Annotated in this window: 18 protein-coding genes and 1 pseudogene; 16 read left to right on the forward strand and 3 right to left on the reverse strand. The window is 74.9% G+C overall.

The annotated features are described in order from the left end of the window. Positions 1 to 98: 98 nt before the first annotated feature. Positions 99 to 1,142, reverse strand: coding sequence for an Rv2578c family radical SAM protein (locus ACZ63H_RS26075; RefSeq protein WP_469868928.1), 1,044 nt, complete (start codon positions 1,140 to 1,142; stop codon positions 99 to 101). A 134-nt stretch (positions 1,143 to 1,276) separates the two neighbouring features. Between ACZ63H_RS26075 and ACZ63H_RS26080 the strand changes: the two genes are divergently transcribed. From ACZ63H_RS26080 to ACZ63H_RS26120, 9 genes are all read left to right on the forward strand, one after another. Beyond that, positions 1,277 to 1,720 carry an SRPBCC family protein gene (locus tag ACZ63H_RS26080; RefSeq protein WP_469868930.1) on the forward strand — a complete coding sequence of 148 codons (444 nt, stop codon included), beginning with the start codon at positions 1,277 to 1,279 and terminating at the stop codon, positions 1,718 to 1,720. Between the two features lie 161 nt (positions 1,721 to 1,881). Further along, entirely contained in the window at positions 1,882 to 4,281 is a 2,400-nt protein-coding gene (locus ACZ63H_RS26085; RefSeq protein WP_469868932.1) for an MFS transporter, read from the forward strand. Between the two features lie 154 nt (positions 4,282 to 4,435). After that, the gene (locus tag ACZ63H_RS26090) at positions 4,436 to 6,895 is read left to right on the forward strand and encodes an ATP-binding SpoIIE family protein phosphatase (RefSeq protein ID WP_469868934.1); all 2,460 of its coding nucleotides are present in this window, start codon (positions 4,436 to 4,438) and stop codon (positions 6,893 to 6,895) included. Positions 6,896 to 6,997: 102 nt separating this feature from the next. After that, positions 6,998 to 7,717, forward strand: coding sequence for a methyltransferase domain-containing protein (locus tag ACZ63H_RS26095; protein ID WP_469868936.1), 720 nt, complete (start codon positions 6,998 to 7,000; stop codon positions 7,715 to 7,717). Between the two features lie 54 nt (positions 7,718 to 7,771). After that, positions 7,772 to 8,605 (forward strand): M55 family metallopeptidase, encoded by an 834-nt coding sequence (locus ACZ63H_RS26100; RefSeq protein ID WP_469868938.1) that lies wholly within the window; start codon positions 7,772 to 7,774, stop codon positions 8,603 to 8,605. Further along, complete coding sequence (locus tag ACZ63H_RS26105; RefSeq protein ID WP_469868940.1) at positions 8,598 to 9,902, forward strand: M20/M25/M40 family metallo-hydrolase; 1,305 nt, start codon at positions 8,598 to 8,600, stop codon at positions 9,900 to 9,902. The genes ACZ63H_RS26100 and ACZ63H_RS26105 overlap by 8 nt, the downstream gene beginning before the upstream one ends. A gap of 3 nt (positions 9,903 to 9,905) precedes the next feature. Continuing rightward, the gene (locus tag ACZ63H_RS26110; protein WP_469868942.1) at positions 9,906 to 11,873 is read left to right on the forward strand and encodes an LpqB family beta-propeller domain-containing protein; all 1,968 of its coding nucleotides are present in this window, start codon (positions 9,906 to 9,908) and stop codon (positions 11,871 to 11,873) included. After that, positions 11,870 to 12,793, forward strand: a complete 924-nt coding sequence (locus ACZ63H_RS26115) for a S66 peptidase family protein (RefSeq protein ID WP_469868944.1) — start codon at positions 11,870 to 11,872, stop codon at positions 12,791 to 12,793. Before ACZ63H_RS26110 ends, ACZ63H_RS26115 begins: the two co-directional genes overlap by 4 nt. 17 nt (positions 12,794 to 12,810) lie before the next feature. Then, positions 12,811 to 13,356, forward strand: coding sequence for a GNAT family N-acetyltransferase (locus ACZ63H_RS26120; protein WP_469868946.1), 546 nt, complete (start codon positions 12,811 to 12,813; stop codon positions 13,354 to 13,356). A gap of 5 nt (positions 13,357 to 13,361) precedes the next feature. On the opposite strand, the gene ACZ63H_RS26125 is transcribed toward ACZ63H_RS26120, so the two are convergent. After that, on the reverse strand, positions 13,362 to 13,709 hold the full coding sequence (locus tag ACZ63H_RS26125; protein WP_469868948.1) for a VOC family protein: 348 nt from the start codon (positions 13,707 to 13,709) through the stop codon (positions 13,362 to 13,364). Positions 13,710 to 13,789: 80 nt separating this feature from the next. Between ACZ63H_RS26125 and ACZ63H_RS26130 the strand changes: the two genes are divergently transcribed. After that, positions 13,790 to 14,203 carry a phage holin family protein gene (locus tag ACZ63H_RS26130; protein WP_469868950.1) on the forward strand — a complete coding sequence of 138 codons (414 nt, stop codon included), beginning with the start codon at positions 13,790 to 13,792 and terminating at the stop codon, positions 14,201 to 14,203. A gap of 35 nt (positions 14,204 to 14,238) precedes the next feature. Here ACZ63H_RS26130 and ACZ63H_RS26135 read toward each other — a convergent pair whose 3' ends face one another. Then, entirely contained in the window at positions 14,239 to 15,195 is a 957-nt protein-coding gene (locus ACZ63H_RS26135; RefSeq protein WP_469868952.1) for an LLM class F420-dependent oxidoreductase, read from the reverse strand. Positions 15,196 to 15,487: 292 nt separating this feature from the next. Between ACZ63H_RS26135 and ACZ63H_RS26140 the strand changes: the two genes are divergently transcribed. From ACZ63H_RS26140 to ACZ63H_RS26165, 6 genes and pseudogenes are all read left to right on the forward strand, one after another. Beyond that, positions 15,488 to 16,981, forward strand: a complete 1,494-nt coding sequence (locus ACZ63H_RS26140; protein WP_469868954.1) for an NAD(P)/FAD-dependent oxidoreductase — start codon at positions 15,488 to 15,490, stop codon at positions 16,979 to 16,981. After that, positions 16,978 to 18,825 (forward strand): transketolase, encoded by a 1,848-nt coding sequence (locus tag ACZ63H_RS26145; protein WP_469868956.1) that lies wholly within the window; start codon positions 16,978 to 16,980, stop codon positions 18,823 to 18,825. The genes ACZ63H_RS26140 and ACZ63H_RS26145 overlap by 4 nt, the downstream gene beginning before the upstream one ends. Before the next feature lie 148 nt (positions 18,826 to 18,973). Continuing rightward, positions 18,974 to 19,501, forward strand: a pseudogene (ligD, locus tag ACZ63H_RS26150) (non-homologous end-joining DNA ligase LigD); the annotation flags it as partial. 180 nt (positions 19,502 to 19,681) lie between these two features. Next, positions 19,682 to 20,059, forward strand: a complete 378-nt coding sequence (locus ACZ63H_RS26155; RefSeq protein ID WP_469869008.1) for a gas vesicle protein GvpO — start codon at positions 19,682 to 19,684, stop codon at positions 20,057 to 20,059. A gap of 64 nt (positions 20,060 to 20,123) precedes the next feature. Then, complete coding sequence (locus ACZ63H_RS26160; protein ID WP_469868958.1) at positions 20,124 to 20,546, forward strand: gas vesicle structural protein GvpA; 423 nt, start codon at positions 20,124 to 20,126, stop codon at positions 20,544 to 20,546. Next, complete coding sequence (locus ACZ63H_RS26165) at positions 20,543 to 21,313, forward strand: GvpL/GvpF family gas vesicle protein (RefSeq protein ID WP_469868960.1); 771 nt, start codon at positions 20,543 to 20,545, stop codon at positions 21,311 to 21,313. Before ACZ63H_RS26160 ends, ACZ63H_RS26165 begins: the two co-directional genes overlap by 4 nt. Positions 21,314 to 21,335 lie beyond the last annotated feature (22 nt).

The following is a 21,335-nucleotide window of genomic DNA, read 5'->3' on the forward strand; positions in this document are numbered from 1 at the left end:
CCGTCTTCGCGATACTTGACCCGATCGGGCCGCGCGATGCCTCCCACCGCGCCCGGGTCCGCTCTTCCCGGGCCGTAGCCCGGGCGTCGCGTCCGGCGTCACATCAGGCTGAGCTGGACCGGGTCCGCCGGGGCGGGGGCCGGCGCCGGTGCGGCCGGGCGGATCCGGCGGGCCCGGCCGGGGCGCGCGGGCCCGATGCCGTACTCCTGGGCCAGCTCGTGCACCTGGCGGGTGATCCGGCGCTGGTACCACCTCGGGGCGTAGGCGCCCTCCGCGTACAGCCGCTCGTAGCGCGCCACCAGGTGCGGGTGGTGCCGCCCGAGCCAGGCCATGAACCACTCCCGCGCCCCCGGGCGCAGGTGCAGCACCAGCGGGGTGACGGAGACGGCCCCGGCCGCCGCGATCGCCCGCACGGTCTCCCGCAGCCGCCCCGGGTCGTCGCCCAGGAACGGGATCACCGGCGCCATCAGCACCCCGCAGCCGATGCCGTGTTCCGCGAAGGCGCGTACGACCTCCAGCCGGCGTTCGGGCGCGGGCGTGCCCGGCTCCACCGTGCGCCACAGCTCGCCGTCCAGGAAACCGACCGAGACCGAGACGCCCACGTCCGTCACCTCGGCCGCGCGGACCAGCAGCGGCAGGTCGCGCAGGATCAGCGTGCCCTTGGTGAGGACGGAGAACGGGTTCGCGTGGTCGGTGAGCGCCGAGATGATGCCCGGCATCAGCCGGTACCGGCCCTCGGCGCGCTGGTAGCAGTCGACGTTCGTGCCCATCGCGACGTGCTCGCCCTGCCAGCGGGACGAGCCGAGCTGGCGGCGCAGCACCTCGGGGGCGTTGACCTTGACCACGATCTGGGTGTCGAAGCCGAGGCCCGTGTCCAGGTCCAGATAGCCGTGGGTGGCGCGGGCGAAGCAGTACACGCACGCGTGCGAGCAGCCCCGGTACGGGTTGACCGTCCACTCGAACGGCATGCGCGAGGCCCCCGGCACCCGGTTGAGCACCGAGCGTGCCCGCACCTCGTGGAAGGTGATCCCGCGGAACTCGGGCGTGTCGAACGTCCTGGTGGTGACGGCGTCCGCGCCGAACAGCGCGGCGTCGGCGGCCCGGCCGTGGTCGCCGTCGTCGGCGAGGTTGTCCCAGCGCATGACGCCTCCTCGGTAGCACTGGGCCCAGAATAGAACATGCGTTCCCATGATCGTGCGGACCCCGATTTGGGCGGCCGGGCGCCGGGGTGGTTGGCTTGCCCCAGCCCTTGACGGACAGGTCCTGGAGGAACGCAATGGCGCAGGTCGAAGCCACTACGGAGCGGGTCGTCGCGGCGGACGCGGAGAAGGTGTTCGACGCGCTCGCCGACTACCGCTCCACCCGGCAGCGGCTGCTGCCCGAACAGTTCAGCGAGTACGAGGTGCGCGAGGGCGGCGACGGCGAGGGCACCCTCGTCCACTGGAAGCTCCAGGCCACCAGCAAGCGGGTGCGCGACTGCCTGCTGGAGGTGAGCGAGCCCACCGACGGCGAGCTGGTCGAGAAGGACCGCAACTCCTCCATGGTCACCACCTGGCGCGTCACCCCGGCCGGCGAGGGCCGCTCCCGGGTGGTGGTCACCACCACCTGGCAGGGCGCCGGCGGCATCGGCGGCTTCTTCGAGCGCACCTTCGCCCCCAAGGGCCTCGGCCGGATCTACGACGCCCTGCTCGCCAACCTCGCCGCCGAGGTCGAGAAGTAGCCCAACGGGCCGCCGGTGCAAGGGTCTTGACCTCCGGTTGACCCCTTCACCGGTTCGAGTGGATCTCCGTCGCCGGCCGGACGGTGCCGTAACCCCGGGCAACCGGACCCCGTTGTCGCCTCACGCGGGAAACGCGCGAGGCGCAACGAGGGGAGCGGTCCGTGGGCCGGACGACACTGGCGCAGCAGGAGCCGGCCGTGGCACCGGCGGCCGGCGAGGAGGCCGCGCCGCCGCCCCCCGCGCCCGCCGTGCCGCCGACGCCCCGCCGGGTCCGGCTGGTCTTCTCCGGGCTGATGCTGGCGCTGCTGCTGGCCGCCCTGGACCAGATGATCGTCGCCACCGCCCTGCCCAAGGTCGTCGGCGAACTGCACGGCCTGGACAGGATGTCCTGGGCCGTCACCGCCTACCTGCTCACCTCCACCATCGGCCTGCCCCTGTACGGCAAGCTCGGCGACCTCGTCGGCCGCAAGGGCGTCTTCCAGTTCGCCATCGCCGTCTTCGTCGTCGGCTCCGCGCTCGCCGGCCGGGCCGGCAGCATGGACCAGCTCGTCCTCTACCGCGCGCTCCAGGGCGTCGGCGCGGGCGGCCTGATGATCGGCGTGCAGGCCATCATCGCCGACATCGTGCCGCCCCGGGAACGCGGCCGGTACATGGGCCTGATCGGCGCCGCCTTCGGCCTCGCCTCCGTCGCCGGCCCGCTGCTCGGCGGCTACTTCACCGACCACCTCTCCTGGCGCTGGTGCTTCTACGTCAACGTCCCCTTCGGGCTGGTCACCTTCGCCGTCGTCACCGTCGTGCTGAAACTGCCCCGGCCGCCCGTGCGGGCCCGGCTCGACGTGCCCGGCGCGATCCTGCTCGCCGCCGCCTCCACCTGCCTGGTACTGTTCACCACCTGGGGCGGCACCGAGTACGCCTGGGACTCCCGGCCCGTCCTCCTCCTCGGTGCGGGCGCCCTCGTCACCACCGTCCTCTTCCTCGTCGCCGAACGCCTCGCCCCCGAACCCCTCATCCCGCTCCGGCTGTTCCGCGACTCCGTGTTCACCGTCAGCGGCCTGGTCGGCCTGGTCGTCGGCGTCGCCCTGTTCGGCGCCGCCAGCTACCTGCCGACCTTCCTGCAGATGGTCGACGGGGCCAGCGCCACCGAGTCCGGGCTGCTGATGCTGCCCATGATGGGCGGGATCGTCGGCGCCTCCCTCGTCTGCGGCCAGCTCATCAGCCGCACCGGCCGCTACAAGGTCTTCCCCGTGCTCGGCAGCGCCGTCTCCGTGGTCGGCATGTGGCTGCTGTCCCGGCTGGAGACCGACACGCCCCGGCTGCACTACAGCATCTGGATGGCCGTCCTCGGCACCGGCATCGGCCTGGTCATGCCCGTCCTCGTCCTCGCCGTGCAGAACTCCGTGCGCCCCGCCGACCTCGGCAGCGCCACCAGTGCCAACAACTACTTCCGGCAGATCGGCGGCAGCGTCGGCGCCGCCGTCTTCGGCACCCTCTTCGCCGACCGGCTGACCTCCTCGCTGCGCGCGGAACTGCCCCCGCGCGCGGGCACCGCACTGCCCGCCGCCGACTCGATCACCCCGCAGCTCGTGCACGCGCTGCCCCCGGCCCTGCGCGACGCCTACATCCGCGCCTACGCCGACGCGATGCCCCGGATCTTCCTCTACCTCGTCCCGGTGCTCGCCCTCGGCCTGCTCATCGCCTTCTTCCTCAAGGAGAAACCGCTGGTGTCCCACAACGCCCCCGCCCTCGGCCAGGAGACCGCGCCGGTGACCACCCCGCTCCCGCACGCCCGTTCGCCGTACCCGGCCGGCATCCCCGTGTGCGGCACGGTGCAGCACCCCGACGGCACCGTGGTGCCCCGCGCGGCGCTCACCCTCATCGACGTCGCCGGGCAGCAGGTCGGCCGGGGCGCCAGCGGCGAGGACGGACGGTACGCGCTCAGCACGCCCGGCTCCGGCTCCTACGTGCTGATCGCCGCCGCCGGCGGACACCAGCCGCAGGCCGTCTCCGTCACCGTCGGCGAACGCCCCGTCGAACTCGACGTCGTCCTCGGCGGCGCCGGACGCCTGGCCGGCAGCGTGCTCACCGCCGACGGCAGCCCCGTCCGCGACGCCACCGTCACCCTCACCAACGTGCACGGCGAGGTCGTCGCCACCACCCGCAGCGGACGCGAGGGCGGCTACGTCATCACCGAGCTGGTGGCCGGCGAGTACACCCTCGCCGCCAGCGCCCCCGCCTTCCGGCCCGCCGCGGTCCCGGTCACCGTGCAGGCCTCCCGGGAGACCCGGCAGGACATCGAACTCGCGGGCGGCGCGGTCCTGAGGGGCACCGTCCGGGCCGGCGGCGGACGCCCCGTGGAGGAGGCCCGGGTGACCCTGCTGGACGCCGCCGGCAACGTGGTCGACACCCTCACCACCGGAGCCGACGGAACGTTCCGGTTCGTGGACCTCTCCTCCGGCGAGTACACCGTCATCGCCGCGGGCTACCCGCCGGTCGCCACGGTGCTCCAGGTCGCGGGGGGCGGACGCACGGAACGCGACCTCCAGTTGGGGCACGAGGACTGACCGGGGGGCGCACGCGGCGCGCCGGGCCGTACGCCGGTGCATCCGGTGCATCCAATTCGAGGATTGCCACACATCGCGACCGGCCGTCGCCTTACCGTAGTGGCGGGCGGCACAGATCGTTTGCGGACAGCCGTGGGGAGAAAGGGCCTGGGCCATGGACCGTGGCAGCGAGCGGGACGCGCCTGCCGGGCGCGGCGACGGCGACACCGCGGCGGGCCGGATCCCGCTGGCCGTGGTCGTCGTCGACCGCGCCGGCCTGGTGTCCCACTGGAGCAGCGGTGCACGGCGCCTCTTCGGCGTCGACCGGGAGGAGGCCGTCGGCCGGCCGGCGGCCGATCTGCTGCCCGTCTCCGGCGCCCTGCACGACCCGGAACCCGACCCGCTCACGGCGGCCGACGACACCGGCCCCGACCTGGAGGCCGCGCTCGACGGGCGGAACGGGTTCGCCAGGACCGGCCGCGCCCGGCTCTGCCCGCACCGGCAGGGGCCCGCCGCCGAGGACCGGATCGACGTGCTGTGGTGGGCCTACCCCCTGGTCGGCCCGGGCCCCTCCCGGCTGCTGGTGCTCGCCGCCGACGCCACCCGGCTGCGCGCCGAACGCGGCCACGACGACGAGAGGGCAGAGCGCATCTCGCCCGGCCTCGCCCGCCACACCGAACTGCCGGCCCCCGAGGACCTCGAACGGCGCCTGCCCGACATCCTGCCCAACATGGGCCCCGGGCTCAGCGCCCGCATCGTCTCCCAGGTCCTCGAACTCGGCTACCCGGTCCTGGAGTTCGACCGGTACGAACGGGTGCCCGTGACCCCGTACTGGGGCGTGCCCCGCCGCCCCGGCCGCCCCGGCACCGAGACCGTCCCGGAGACCACGGCCGTCGCGGCGCGCAGCCGGACCGTGGCCGCCGCCGTGCCGGCCGGCGCCGAACAGGACCTGGAGTACGCCGCCGTCCGCGAACGGCTGGAGTTCCTGAACGAGGTCAGCTCCCGCATCGGCTCCTCCCTGGACCTCGGCGAGACCATCCGCGAGGTCACCAGCGCCGCCGTGCCCCGGTTCGCGGACTTCGCCGGCACCCATCTGCGCGCCGCCGTGCTGGCCGGCGAGGGCTTCCCGGACGGCCCGCCGGACGCCAGCACCGTGATGTTCCGCGTCTGGGTCGAGCACAACGACGAACCCGGCCGCTGGGACGACACCGTGCCGGTCGGCGAGGCCTTCGCCTTCCCCGAGCACACCCCGTTCTACAAGTGCATGGTCACCGGCGAGCCCGTCCTCGTCCCCCGGGTCACCGACGAATTGTCCGAGCGGATCTCCGGCGAGTTCGAAAAACGCGACCTCAGGCCCCTCATCGGCGGCCGGTCGCTGCTGATCGTCCCGCTCAAGGCGCGCAACGTCGTCCTCGGCTTCATGGTGCTCATGCGCCGCCCCGACCGGCCGCAGTTCGACGACATGGACCGCACCACCGGCGCCGAACTCGCCGCCCGCGCGGGCCTCGTGCTCGACAACGCCCGCATGTACACGTACCAGGAGAACGTCGCCGACACCCTCCAGGACAGCATGCTGCCGCAGATCACCCCGCGGATGGCCGGCTGCGACATCGCCACCCGCTATCTGCCCGGCACCCGGCTCGGCCGGATCGGCGGCGACTGGTTCGACACCATCAAGCTGCCCGGCTCCCGCACCGCCCTCGTGGTCGGCGACGTCATGGGCCACGGACTGAACTCGGCCGCGATGATGGGCCAGTTGCGCACCGCCGTGCAGACCATGGCCGCCATGGAGACCCCGCCCGCCCAGCTCCTGCGCAACCTGGACGACCTGGCCCGCCGGCTCGGCGACACCTACCTCGCCACCTGCCTGTACGCGGTCTACGACCCGATCCGCGGCGAGCTGACCCTCGCCAACGCCGGCCACATCCCGCCCGTGCTGGTGCGCGCCGAGGACGGCGGCAGTCAGCTCCTCGACCTGCCCACCGGAGCCCCGATCGGCGTCGGCGGCGTCCCGTTCGAGGCCGTCCGGGTCGAGGTGGCGCCCGGCGACCGGCTGGTGCTGTGCACCGACGGCCTGGTCGAGGTGCGCGGCTCCGACATCGGCGAGGGCCTGGCCGCGCTCTGCGAGTCCGCCGCCCACCCCGCGGCCTCGATGGACGACGCCTGCGACACCATCATCCGGGCACTGAACACCCACGGCGGACGCAAGGACGACGTCGCCCTGCTCATGGCGCGCCTCAACGGCATCGGTGACGACCACGTCGCCGAGTGGCGGCTCGACGCCGCACCGCGCGAGGTGGGGCGGGCCCGCCGCCTGGTGCGCGAACAACTGCGGGACTGGGGCCTGCCGGGGGCCGTTCAGACCGCCGAACTGCTGGTCAGCGAGGTCGTCACCAACGCCGTCCTGCACGCCGGGGGCGACCGGATCGGCCTGCGGATCGTGCGCACCGACGCGCTGCTGTTCGAGGTCACCGACGAGGAACCCGCCCTGCCCGCCCTGCTGAGCACCGGCCCCGACGACGAGACCGGCCGCGGGCTGCGCGTGGTCAGCCGGCTCGCCCGGGAGTGGGGCGCCAGCGCCACCGGGCACCGCAAGACCGTCTGGTTCGAACAGGCCCTCACCGCCGGCCGCTGACCCACCGAGCCCGCCCCTGACGCAATGGCCGCCGCGCGGCCCTTGCCCCGCGCCGGTCCACCGCGATATCCCGATCACGGAACCGACCCGTGGGGAGACCGCATGAACATCTCGGACACCTATCGCGACGCGTGGGAGAGCTACTGGAGCGAGACCTCCGACGTCCGGGGGGAGGCGATATGGGACTCCGACCCCTCGCTGAGCGCCGCCCCGCACAGCGACCTGCTGCTACGGCACGCGGACCCGGACCGGACGATCGTCGACCTCGGCTGCGGCAACGGCACCCAGACCCGCTACCTGGCCACCCGGTTCGCCCGCGCCGTCGGCGTCGACCTCTCGCACGCGGCCGTCGACCACGCCCGCCGCGCCGCGGGCGACGCCCCCGTCGAGTTCCGGCAGCTCGACCTCACCGACACCGACGGCGTCCGCGCCCTGCACCGGCGGCTCGGCGACAGCCACGTCTACATGCGGGCCGTCATCCACCAGAGCGAACCGGCCGCGCGCCCGGCCGTGGCCGCCGCCGTCGCCGAGATCATCGGGACCGAGGGCCGCGCCTTCGTGGTCGAGCTGACCTCGGCCTCCCGGGATGTCCTCGGCCGCGCCGCCGCCGGACCGGCCGGGCCGCCGCCCAAGCTGCGCCGCGTCTTCCACCACGGGCTCAAGCCCGCCGCCGCCCCCGACGACGAGATCCCCCGCCTGCTCGCCGGGGCCGGCCTCACCGTGCTGGCCGACGGCGAGACCGCGGTGCCGCAGACCGAATACCTGCCCGACGGCACCCGCATCGACCTGCCGGCCCGCTGGTTCGTCCTCGCGAGGGGCTGACGGGCCCGCCGGGGTCGTGGTCAGGGGGCGGTCCGGCGCGTAACGTGACACGGCATGAAGATCCTCATCAGCGCCGACATGGAGGGCGCCACCGGGGTCACCTGGCCCGCCGACGTGCTGCCGGGGACGCCGCAGTGGGAACGGTGCCGGTCGCTGTTCACCTCGGACGTGAATGCCGCCGCCGAGGGCTTCTTCGACGGCGGCGCCGACGAGGTGCTGGTCAACGAGGCCCACTGGACCATGCGCAACCTGCTGCTGGAACGGCTCGACGAGCGCGTGGAGATGCTCACCGGCCGGCACAAGGCGCTGTCCATGGTCGAGGGCGTCCAGCACGGCGACGTCGACGGCATCGCCTTCGTCGGCTACCACGCCGGTGCCGGGGCGGAGGGCGTCCTCGCCCACACCTACCTCGCCAACCAGATCACCGGGGTGTGGCTGAACGGCGTCCGCGCCAGCGAGGGTCTGCTCAACGCCCGCGTCGCCGCCGAGTACGGCGTCCCGGTCGTCCTCGTCACCGGCGACGACGTGGCCTGCGAGGACGCCCTCGGCTACGCGCCCGAGGCACGGAAGGTGGCGGTGAAGGACCACGTGTCGCGGTACGCGGCGGTGTGCCGCACCCCGGCCCGGACCGCCGCCGACATCCGGGCGGCGGCCAAGGAGGCCGCCTCGCTGGCGGTCCGTCATCCGCCCGCGCACGCCGGGCCCTTCACGGTGGCCGTCGAGTTCGACGCCGAGCACCTCGCCCAGGCCGCCACCGTCGTCCCCGGCGTGGCGCGGACCGGCGAGCGGAAGGTGGCGTACACCAGCGCCACGATGTACGAGGGCATCAGGACGTTCAAGGCGGTCACCACGATCGCCTCCGCCGCCGTGGAGGAGCAGTATGGCTGACCCGCAGGCACTCGACGAGGTCGTGGAGTTCACCTCCGGCCTGATCCGCGTCGACACCACCAACCGGGGCGACGGGGAGTGCCGGGAGCGGCCGGCCGCCGAGTACGCCGCCGAACGGCTGGCCGGGGCGGGCCTGGAACCCCTGCTGCTGGAGCGCACCCCGGGCCGCACCAACGTGGTGGCCAGGATCGAGGGCACCGACCCGTCCGCCGACGCGCTGCTCGTCCACGGGCACCTCGACGTCGTACCCGCCGAGGCCGCCGACTGGAGCGTGCCCCCGTTCTCCGGGGAGGTCCGCGACGGGGTGGTGTGGGGGCGGGGCGCCGTCGACATGAAGAACATGGACGCGATGATCCTCGCGGTGGTCCGCTCCTGGGCCCGGCAGGGCGTACGGCCCCGCCGCGACCTGGTGATCGCCTTCACCGCCGACGAGGAGGCCAGCGCCGAGGACGGCTCCGGATTCCTCGCCGGCCGGCACCCCGAACTCTTCGAGGGCTGCACGGAGGCCGTCGGCGAGTCGGGCGGCTTCACCTTCCACGACGGCACCGGCCGGGAGATCTACCCCGTCGCGGCGGGGGAGCGGGGCACCGCCTGGCTGAAACTCACGGCGCACGGCCGGGCCGGACACGGCTCCAAGGTGAACCGGGAGAACGCGGTGACCCGGCTGGCCGCCGCCGTCACCCGCATCGGTGAGCACGAGTGGCCGCTGCGGCCCACCCCCACCGTCCGGGCCGCCCTGGACGCGCTCGCCGCGCTGTACGGCATCGACGCCGGCCGCGCCGACGTGGACCGGCTGCTGGAGAAGCTCGGCCCGGCCGCCCGGCTGGTCGAGGCGACCGTCCGCAACAGCGCCAACCCGACCATGCTGGAAGCCGGTTACAAGCTCAACGTCATCCCCGGAGAGGCGGTCGCCTACGTCGACGGGCGCTATCTGCCCGGCACCGAGGAGGAGTTCGCCGCCACGTTGGACCGGCTCACCGGCCCCGACGTGCACTGGGAGTTCGTCCACCACGAAGTGGCCCTCCAGGCACCGGTGGACACCCCGCTGTTCGCGCGCATGCGGGCCGCCGTCGAGGAGTTCGCCCCCGGCGGGCACGTGGTGCCGTACTGCATGGCCGGCGGCACGGACGCCAAGCAGTTCTCCCGGCTCGGCATCACCGGCTACGGCTTCGCCCCGCTGAAGCTGCCCGCCGACCTCGACTACCAGGCGCTGTTCCACGGCGTGGACGAGCGGGTGCCGGTCGAGGCGCTGCACTTCGGGGTCCGTGTCCTGGACCGCTTCCTGAGGACGGCGTAGGCGATGGGGGAGCAGACGCGCACCGCGCCGTACGGATCCTGGCCGTCGCCCGTCACCGCCGCGCTCGCCGCCGCGCACGACGGCCGCCCCGACTGGGTCGCGTACGTCGGCGACGAGATCTGGTGGACCGAGCCCCGGCCGGCCGAGGGCGGCCGGCGGACCCTGGTCCGGCGGCGCGCCGACGGCGCCGAGGAGACCGTGCTGCCCGCGCCGTGGAACGTCCGCAGCCGGGTCATCGAGTACGGCGGCCGGCCCTGGACCGGGGTCGTGGCCGGCGGCCGGCCGCTGATCGTGTTCGCGCACTTCGCCGACCAGCGGCTGTACCGGTACGAGCCCGGCGGCGAACCCGTCCCGCTCACCCCCCTGTCCCCGGCGGGCGGCGGCCTGCGCTGGGCCGAGCCCCGCGTGGACGCCGCCCGCGGCGAGGTGTGGTGCGTACTGGAGGAGTTCACCGGGGACGGCCCGGACGACGTGCGGCGGGTCCTGGCCGCCGTACCGCTGGACGGCTCGGCCGCCACCGACCGGGCCGCCGTCCGCGAACTCACCGCCTCCCGGCACCGGTTCGTCACCGGCGCCCGGCTCTCGCCCGACGGCCGGCGGGCCGCCTGGCTCGGCTGGGACCATCCGCGGATGCCGTGGGACGGCACCGAACTGCTGGTCGCCGACGTGCGCGACGACGGCCGGCTGACCGGCGTCCGCACGGTCGCCGGGGGCCCGGACGAGGCCGTCTGCCAGGCCGAGTGGGCGCCGGACGGCGCCCTGCTGTACGCGAGCGACCGCGGCGGCTGGTGGCACCTCTACCGCGACGGCACCCCGCTGTGCGACCGGGAGGAGGAGTTCGGCGGCCCCCTCTGGCAGCTCGGGGCGCGCTGGTTCGCCCCGCTGGACAACGGCCTGCTGGCGGTCGTGCACGGACGCGGACCGGCCCGGCTCGGGATACTGGACCCGGAGTCCGGCGAGATCGTGGACGCCGCCGGGCCGTGGACCGAGTGCGCCCCCACCCTCGCCGTGCACGGCCAGCGCGTCGTCACCGTCGCCGCCGGCCCGCACACCGGGTACGAGGTGGTCGAACTGGACACGGTCACCGGCCGTGCCCGCGTGGTCGGCGCCCGCCACCGCGATCCCGTCGACCCCGCCTACTACCCGCGGCCCGAGGTGCGCACCTTCCCCGGGCCCGACGGCCGCGAGGTGCACGCCCATCTGTACCCGCCGCACCACCCCGCGCGGACCGCGCCCGACGGCACCCGCCCGCCGTACGTGATCTGGGCGCACGGCGGGCCCACCAGCCGGACCCCGCTCGTCCTGGACCTGGCCGTCGCCTACTTCACCTCCCGGGGCATCGGCGTCGCCGAGGTGGACTACGGCGGCTCCACCGGCTACGGCCGGGCCTACCGCGAGCGGCTGCGCGGCCGGTGGGGCGTCGTCGACGTCGAGGACTGCGCGGCCGTCGCCCGCGCGCTCGCCGCCGAGGGCGCCGCCGACCCCGCCCGGCTGGCGATCCGGGGCGGCAGCGCCGGCGGCTGGACCGCCGCCGCCTCCCTGGCCACCACCGACGTCTACGCCTGCGGCACCATCGCCTACCCGGTGCTCGACCTCACCACCTGGGGCCCCGGCGGGACCCACGACTTCGAGTCCCGTTACCCGGAGTCGCTGATCGGCCCGCTCGCCGAGGTGCCCGCCCGGTACGCCGAACGCTCCCCGATCACCCACGCCGACCGGCTCACCGTGCCCTTCCTGCTGCTCCAGGGCCTGGACGACGTCATCTGCCCGCCCGCCCAGTGCGAGCGCTTCCTCGCCCGGACCGCCGGCCGGGGCGTGCCGCACGCCTACCTCGCCTTCGAGGGCGAGGGCCACGGATTCCGCCGCGCCGAGACCGTGATCCGCGCGCTGGAGGCGGAACTGTCCCTGTACACCCAGGTGTTCGGGCTGGACCCGGAACCGCCGGCCCCGAAGGTGGAGCTGACCCCGTGAAGGAACTCGTCCGGCCGCGCCGGCTGGCCCCCGGCGCCCGGGTCGCCGTCGTCGCCACCAGCGGCCCGGTGCCCGAGGAACGGCTCCAGGCGGGCCTGGACGTGCTGCGCGGCTGGGACCTCGACCCGGTGGCCGCCCCGCACGTCCTGGACCGGCACCCCGGGCTCGGCTATCTGGCCGGCACCGACGCCGACCGCGCCGCCGACTTCCAGAACGCCTGGTGCGACCCCGCCGTGGACGCGGTGCTGTGCGCCCGCGGCGGCTACGGCGCCCAGCGCATGCTGGACCTGCTCGACTGGGACGCGCTGCGCGCGGCCGGACCCAAGCTGTTCATCGGCTTCAGCGACGTCACCGCGGTGCACGAGGCCATCGCCACCCGGCTGGGGCTCGCCACGCTGTACGGGCCGGTGGCGGCCGGAGCCGACTTCGTCAAGAACCAGCGCGCCCAGGAGCACCTGCGGGCCACGCTGTTCGCACCCGAGACCGTCCGCACCCTCGTCTCCGGCGGCACCGCCCTCGTGCCCGGCCGGGCCCGTGGCGTCACCGTCGGCGGCTGCCTGTGCCTGCTCGCCGCGGAGGCCGGCACCCCGGGCGCCCGGCCCTCGGCGCGCGGGGGGCTGCTCTGCCTGGAGGACGTCGGCGAGCCGGCCTACCGGCTGGACCGGTACCTCACCCAACTCCTGCGGGCCGGCCTGCTGGACGGGGTGCGCGGGGTGCTGCTCGGCTCCTGGGAGGACTGCGCCGGCCGGGAGGAGCTGCGGGACCTGTTCGCCGACCGGCTCGGCGGACTCGGGGTACCGGTCGCGCAGGACTTCGGATTCGGGCACTGCGAAGGGGCGTTGACGGTGCCCTTCGGGGTGGCCGCCGTACTCGACGCGGAGGCGGGCACGCTCACCCTGGACGAGCCGGCCCTGCGCTGACGTCGTACGCTGGGCGGATGCCGCACCACCCGTCCCGGTACCTCGCCGAAGGCCCCCGCGTCGCCATCCGCCCCTTCACCCTCGAGGACGGCCCCGAGTTCACCGCCCGGGCCCGCCAGAGCAAGGACCTGCACCGGCCCTGGCTGTTTCCGCCGGACACCGACGAGGCGTACGCCGACTACGCCGGCCGGCTGATCGACGACCCGGCCCGGGCCGGCTTCCTCGTGTGCGAGCGGGACAGCGGGGACATCGCCGGGTTCATCAACATCAACAACATCGTGCGGGGCGGCTTCCGGTGCGGCGCCCTCGGCTACGGCGCCTTCGCGCACGCGGCCGGGCGGGGCCTGATGCGCGAAGGGCTGGACCTGGTCATCGGGTACGCGTTCGGCCCGCTGGGCCTGCACCGGCTGGAGATCAACGTCCAGCCGGGCAACGCCGCCTCCATCGCCCTCGCCCGGGGCGCCGGGTTCCGCCTGGAGGGCTTCTCGCCCGCCATGATCCACGTCGACGGTGCCTGGCGCGACCACGAGCGCTGGGCCCTGACCACCGAGATGCGCGGCTGACCGGTTCAGCCGCGCTGGTCCACGTACTCGAAGACCGACCCGTCCGGGTGCACCGCCAGCAGATTGCGGCCCCCCGGGGTCGGCACCGGCCCCGCGACGACCCGCCCGCCCAGCTCCGTCAGCAGCCGGTGGGCCTCGTCCACGTCCTTGACCGCGATCGTCGCCGCGACCTTGCGCAGGATCTCCAGCTCCTCCTCCGGCCCGCTCATCAGCAGGAACGAGCCGACCGCGGCGACCTCGACCCCGCCGCGGGTGAAGCGTTGCGCGCCGGCGCCCGTCAGCCGCTCGTAGAAGGGGACGGCGGTGTCGAGGTCGTCGACGCAGATGCGCAGCGAAGCGCCCAGAATCTCCATGCGGACGAGCCTAGTTGGGGCCGGCCGCGGTGCGCACGGCCTCCGCGTTACGCACAGTGGGGGACGGGTACCCGCACGGTATGAACCGTTCGGAGCACCTGGAACATCATCTGGACCGGCACCTGGTCGAGGAACTGGCCCAGGTGGCACGCGAGACGGTACGCGACGAACTGCGCGAGCAGTCCCGCAAGCAGCGCCGCACCGCCATGCTCTACGCCGCCTCGGGCGCCCTCGCCCTGTACGCGGGCGGCGCGGTGGCCCTCGCGGTGGGCCTGGCCCTGGCGTCCGGCCTGCCCGGCTGGGCCGCGGCCCTGATCACGGCGGCACTGCTCGGCGCGGCGGCGTACTTCCTGCGCGGCGCGGCCCATGGCCACCACACCCCGGCGCGCCGCGTGATCGGCGGCACCGCCCCCGGTGCCCCGCCGTCGGGCCTCGGCATGCCCTACCCCCCGATGCCCCAGACCCCGCCGGACGCCCCGCACCACCGGTCCTGACGGCGGGGCCCGCCCGGCCCACCGCTCATCCGGGCTCATCCGGTCAGCCGGGGCAGCACCTTCGTCCGGTAGAAGTCGAAGAAGCCCCGCTGGTCCGGCCCGATCTGATTCACATAGACCCGGTCGAACCCGGCGTCGGCGAACGCCCGCAAGGTGCCGACGTGCTGCTCGACGTCGTCCCCGCACACGACCTTCTCCCGCACCATGGCCTCGGTGACCAGCTCGTGCAGCTGCTCGAAGTGCCGGGGCGAGGGCAGCACCTGCCCCATCTCGCCGGGCAGCAGCTCGTTGTACCAGAGCCGGTGCACGGTGCGGACGCACGCGTCCCGGTCGGTGCCGTAGCACACCTTCGTGCCGCCGCTCACCGGCTTCGTGCCGCCGCCGCCGTCGCGGAACCGGGCGACCATTTCCTCGTCCGGCATCATCGTGATGTAGCCGTCGCCGACCCGGGAGGCCAGCTCGATCGCCTTCGGGCCGAAAGCCGAGACGTCGATCGGGACGGGCTCGTCCGGGACGGTGTAGAGGCGGGCGTTCTCCACCGTGTAGTGCTTTCCGTGGTGGCTGACCTCCTCGCCGGTGAACAGCCGGCGCATCACCCCGACGGCCTCCTCCAGCATCTCCAGCCGCACCCGCGCCGGGGGCCAGCGGTCGCCGAGGATGTGCTCGTTCAGCGCCTCGCCGGTGCCGACGCCGAGCCGGAAACGGCCCTCGGTCATCACCGCGCTGGTCGCCGCGGCCTGGGCCAGCACCGCCGGGTGGATCCGCACGGTCGGGCAGGTCACGGCCGTCTCGATGGGCAGCGAAACCGCCTGGGACAGCGCCCCGATCACCGACCACACGAACGCGCTCTGCCCCTGCGCGTCGTTCCACGGGTGGTAGTGGTCGGAGATCCACAGCGCCTGGAACCCGGCCTGCTCGGCCATCCGGGCCTGCTCGACGAGGGCCGCGGGGTCGTGTTCCTCGGCCGCCAGGAAATAGCCGTACTCGGGCATGGGCGAAACCTCCGCGTCGCTGTGCCGGTCCTGGTGCGGTCCGCGCCGGTCGCGGGGGGACCCGTGAGGTGTGGCCCGGACCGGCCCCGGGTAACCGGGGGCGCCGGCGCGAAACGCCGCCGCCGGGGCGCGCGACGCCGCGCGTCCGGGGCTCCGGCCGGCGCACGGGCGCCCCGGGGCGCACTCCCTGCCCCTGCTCCGGCCGGCGCAACGGTGACCGGCCCGGCGTTTGGGGGACCCGGCCCCGGTTACGCGGAAGACCTCGTACGAGCCACACCGCCGGAGGCGCACCGTGAGCCGACCTCGCGTCGTGATCGTCGGCGCCGGTTTCGCCGGGTACCGGGCCGCCCGCACCCTGGCCCGGCTCACCCGGGACCGCGCCGACATCACGCTGCTCAACCCCACCGACCACTTCCTGTACCTGCCGCTGCTGCCCCAGGTCGCCGCCGGCGTCCTGGAGGCCCGCAGGGTCACCGTGTCGCTGCCCGGCACGCTGCGCGGGGTGCGGCTGGTCCTCGGCGAGGCGGAGCGCGTCGACCTGGACGGGTGCACCGTGCACTACCACGACCCCGAGGGCGGCGCGGGCCGGCTCGGCTACGAGCGGCTGGTGCTGGCCGTCGGCAGCGCGGGCGAGCCGCCGCCGGTCCCCGGCGTCGCCGAGCACGCGCACGGCTTCCGGGGACCGCCCGAGGCGCTGTACCTGCGCGACCACGTCACCCGGCAGGTGGAACTCGCCGCCGGCGACGACCCCGGGGCGGCCGCCGCCCGGTGCACGTTCGTCGTCGCCGGGGCCGGGTACACCGGCACCGAGGTGGCGGCACAGACCCAACTGCTCACCGACCGGCTGGCCCGCCGCACCCCGCTGCCGGCCGGGCTGCGCCCCCGCTGGATCCTGCTCGACGTGGCACCGCGCGTGCTGCCGGAGCTGGACGAGCGGCTGTCCCGCAGGGCCGAGCGGGTGCTGCGGGCCCGCGGGGTAGAGGTGCGGACCGGCACCTCGGTACGGGAGGCCACCCGGGACGGGGTGCTGCTCGGCGACGGCGAGTTCCTCGCGTCCCGGACCCTGGTGTGGTGCGTGGGGACACGGCCCGGTCCGCTGGTGGAGGACCTCGGGCAGCCGCGGATACGCGGGCGGCTGATGGTGGACCGGTATCTGCGGCTGCCCGGCCGGCCCGAGGTGTTCGCCTGCGGGGACACCGCCGCCGTGCCCGACCCGGACGGACCCGGGGAGTTCACGCCGCTGACGGCCCGGCACGCCTGGCGGCAGGGCCGGGTGGCCGGGGAGAACGTGGCCGCCTCGCTCGGGCTCGGGCGGCGCCGGCGCGCGTACCGCCACCACCGCACCGGCCTCGCCGTCGACCTCGGCGGGGCCCGGGCCGCCGCCGACCCGCTCGGCATCCCGCTGTCCGGGCTGACGGCGGGCGCGGTGACCCGCGGCCACCACCTCGCCGCCCTGCCCGGCAACCGCGTCCGGGTCGCCGCCGACTGGCTGCTGGACGCCGTACTCCCTCGCCAGGGCGTCCAGTTGGGCCTCGGCGGGTCCCGGCCCGCGCCGCTGGAGGCGGCGGCGCCCGGACCGCCGGGGCACCCGGGCGGACCCGGCCCGCACGAGGGACACGGCGGACCCGGGGAACACGAACGGGCGGAGGGCGCCGGGGAAGAGGAGCCCATGACCCACGGGAGCCGCGGGATCCGGCCGGACGGCCACCCCGCCCCCGAACCGAGCACGAGGGGGTCTGCGAGCAGCCCCCGAACCGACCCGCAAGGAGACCTAGGAGACTCATGAACACCGACGAACTCGCCGAACTCGGCCAGCAGTTGCGCGTGGACAGCGTGCGGGCGTCCGCCGCCGCCGGATCGGGACACCCCACGTCCTCGATGTCCGCCGCCGACCTGGTGGCCGTCCTGCTCGCCAACCACCTCCGCTACGACTTCGAGCGTCCCGAACACCCCGCCAACGACCGTTTCGTCCTGTCCAAGGGCCACGCCTCCCCGCTGCTGTACGCCGCGTACAAGGCGGCCGGCGCCATCGAGGACGGCGAACTGGTGACCTTCCGCAAGCTCGGCAGCCGGCTGGAGGGCCACCCCACGCCCCGCCGGCTGCCCTGGGTGGAGACGGCCACCGGCTCGCTCGGCCAGGGCCTGCCGGTCGGCGTCGGCATCGCCCTCGCCGGGAAGCGGCTGGACCGCACCGGCTACCGGGTGTGGGTGCTGTGCGGTGACAGCGAGCTGGCGGAGGGCTCGGTGTGGGAGGCCGCCGAACACGCGGGCCACGAGAACCTGGACAACCTCGTCGCCATCGTGGACGTCAACCGGCTCGGCCAGCGCGGCCCCACCCGGCACGGCCACGACCTGGACGCCTACGCCCGCCGCTTCCAGGCCTTCGGCTGGCACACCATCGAGATCGACGGGCACGACGTCGACAAGATCGACCGGGCGTACGGCGAGGCGCTGTCCACCGCCGGGCAGCCCACCGTGATCCTCGCCCGCACCCTCAAGGGCAAGGGCGTCGCCGCCGTGGAGGACCGCGAGGGACTGCACGGCAAGCCGCTGCCCGAGGCCGAGGAGGCCATCGCCGAACTCGGCGGGCAGCGTGATCTGCGGATCCGGGTCAGCGAGCCGCAGGTCGCCGCCGCCCTGCGCTCCCTCACCACCGAGGCGGTCCGGCTGCCGCGCTTCGAGGTGGGCGAGGAGGCCGCCACCCGGGACGCCTTCGGCAAGGCCCTCGCCGCGCTCGGCACCGCGCGCGGCGACGTCGTCGCCCTGGACGGCGAGGTCGGCGACTCCACCCGCACCGAGGAGTTCGCCAAGGAACACCCCGACCGCTACTTCGAGTGCTACATCGCCGAGCAGCAGCTCGTCGCGACCGCCGTCGGCATGGCCGCGCGCGGCTGGGTGCCCTACGCCGCCACCTTCGCCGCGTTCCTCACCCGCGCCCACGACTTCGTGCGCATGGCGTCCATCAGCGGCTCCGGGATCAACCTGGTCGGCTCGCACGCCGGTGTCGCCATCGGCCAGGACGGACCCTCGCAGATGGGCCTGGAGGACCTGGCGATGTTCCGGTCCGTGTACGGCTCCACGGTGCTCTACCCGTGCGACGCCAACCAGACGGCCCGGCTCGTCGCGGGGATGGCCGCACTGGACGGCATCCGCTATCTGCGCACCTCCCGCGGCAAGACCCCGGTGCTCTACGGCCCGGACGAGGAGTTCCCCGTCGGCGGCAGCAAGACGCTGCGCTCCGGCGGGAACGACCGGCTGACGATCGTCGCGGCCGGGGTGACCGTGCCCGAGGCGCTGACGGCCGCCGACCGGCTCGCCGAGGAGGGCATCGACGTGCGGGTGATCGACCTGTACTCGGTCAAGCCCGTCGACGCGGACACCCTGCACCGCGCCGCCGAGGAGACCGGCTGCCTGCTCACGGTGGAGGACCACCACCCGGAGGGCGGCCTCGGGGACGCCGTCGCGGAGGTGTTCGGCGACGGCCGGCCGGTGCCCCGCCTGGTCCGGCTGGCGGTGCGCACCATGCCGGGCTCGGCCGCGCCCGACGAGCAGCTGCACGCGGCCGGCATCGACTCGGTGGGCATCGCGGCGGCGGCCCGGCTGCTGGTCGAGGAGGCGGTCGTGCGATGAGCCACGGCGCCGCGCGGGCGACCCGGGCGGTCCGGCGGACGGTGCGGATCCAGCGGCCGGGGAAGTCCTCTTCCCCGGCCGCGCCGGCGCGCCCGAGTACACCGGGGGCGACCTCGCCGACCACTGCCGGTGCGTCGCGCCGTATCCGCTGCCGCACCGGCGGGGCCGTCCGCTGATGCCGGAGCGGTGTCCGGACGGCCTGGACGGCGAGCGGTTCCCGCAGCGGAACGCCCCCGGGCACCACCCGGACCGGATCGCCCGAGCCGAGGACGCCAAGAAGGGCGGCACGGTCAGCCACGTGGTCTGCGACGACACCGCGACCCTGCTGTACCTCGCGGACCGGGCCCGCGTCAGGAGGGCGGCCCGCACCGCGCGGACCGGCTGGTCCTCGGCCCCGATCCCCCAGGACGACGACTTCGCGGCCGTCCGCGAGGCCGCCGGATGGCTGCGGGAGCCGCTGACGGACGGCCGCGGCGGCACCGGCGAGGTGCCGCGGTGCGCCCGGGGCGTCGCTTCGCAGGCCGCCGCCCGGCGCCCGGACCGGCTCACCACGGCCGCCCGCACCGGGGACGGCGCGGGCCGCCCCTGCCCGGACGCCCAGCGCAACGCCTACGCCCGGACCGCCGCCGCCCCGTACACCGTCCGCGCCCGCCCGGGCGCTCCGGTCGCGGTGCCCCTAGCCTGGAAGCAGGTGGACGATCCCGCGCTCGACGCCCGCCGCTGGACCCTCGCCGAACCGCGGGCCGAGCCGCCGCGGCGGGGCCGCTCCCTCGGGCCGGCCCGGCGCCGCCCCGATGACATGCGCTCCCGAGGTTTGGCCAAGGGAGGAGCGGCCACACGCAGGGGAGAGGTGGCCATGTCGAACACAAACAGCACACCAGAGACACAAAGTTCACGAGAATCCCAGGATTCACCCGACACGCACGACAACGCACAGGACAACGCGCGGAACGAGGCGGGCGGCCGCCGGCCGACCCCCATGGAGGTGCTGCGCGAGGCGCGCACCCAGCTCACCGAACTCACCGGGCTCGTCCCCGAGAACGTCTCCTCCTTCGAGCAGACCGAGGACGGCTGGTCCATCGAAGTCGAGGTGCTGGAGCTGGCCCGGGTGCCCGACACCATGAGCCTGATGGCGAGCTACCAGGTCGAGCTGGACCCCGAGGGGCAGCTGACCGGGTACCGGCGCGTCCGCCGTTACGAACGCGGCAGGGCCGACGCGCGCGGCGGACGCTGAGCCCGCCCGCGCGTCCCGACCGCGCAGTCCGTGCACCTACTAGGCACGAGGAGGAATCGCCGGCATGACTGTTGTTCCGGCACAGCAGAGCGGAGGCGGAGGCGGCAGCAGCGGCCTCTACGACGTGCTCGAGCTCGTCCTCGACCGGGGACTGGTGATCGACGCGTTCGTCCGCGTCTCCCTGGTCGGTATCGAGATCCTGAAGATCGACGTCCGGGTCGTCGTGGCCAGCGTCGACACCTACCTGCGCTTCGCCGAGGCGTGCAACCGCCTCGACCTGGAGTCGGGGCCGCGCAAGAGCCCCGGCCTGCCCGAGGTCGTCGGCGAGATCACCGAGAAGGGCGCCCGGGGCAAGTCCAAGGGCGCGCTGTCCGGTGCCGCCCAGACCATATCCGACGCCTTCAACCAGGCCCGTCAGGAAGGGGAGACCGAGTCCCGGCCGCGCGCCCGCAAGGCCCCGGCGCGTCGTAAGGAGGAGCAGGAGTGAGCACCTACGTCTACGGGATCACCGCCCGGTCGCACCCGGCGCTGCCCGAGGGCATGACCGGCGTGGGCGAGCCGCCCCGGACGGTGCGCGTCCTCACGGCCGGTGACCTGGCCGCCGTGGTCAGCGAGGCCCCCGAGGACCTGCGCCCCAAGCGCCGGGACCTGCTCGCCCACCAGAACGTGCTCGCCGAGGCCGGGGCCGGCGGCTGTGTGCTGCCCATGCGGTTCGGCAGCGTCGCCACGGACGACGACGCGGTCGTCCAGGTGCTCACCGAGCGTGCGGACCACTACGCGGAGCGGCTGCGGGAGCTGGACGGCAAGGTCGAGTACAACGTCAAGGCCACCCACGTCGAGGAGGCCGTGCTGCACCTGGTGATGGCCGAGAACGCCGAGGCACGCGCCCTCGCCGAGGCCAACCGCCGCTCCGGCGGCGGCAGCTACGACGACAAGATCCGCCTCGGCGAGCTGGTCGCCGCGCTCGTCAAGGGCAAGGAGGCCGAGGACGCCGGCGAGGTGCGCGACCTGCTGGCACCGGCCGCCGCCGCGGTCAGCGTGGGCCCCGAGTCCACCGGCTGGCTGCTGAACGTGTCCTACCTCGTGCCCCGGGACTCGGCCGAGCGCTTCCTGGCCGCCGTGGAGGAGGTCCGCGAGGGCCACCCCCACCTCGACCTGCGGATCAACGGGCCGCTGCCGCCGTACAGCTTCGTCGAGCCGGGCCCGGCCCAGCCCGCCGGCAGCACGGCGGGCGCGGACACCGGCGCGCGGTAGCGCCCCGGTGTCGCACGGCCCG

It is taken from the genome of Streptomyces sp. NPDC104831 (assembly GCF_055583025.1).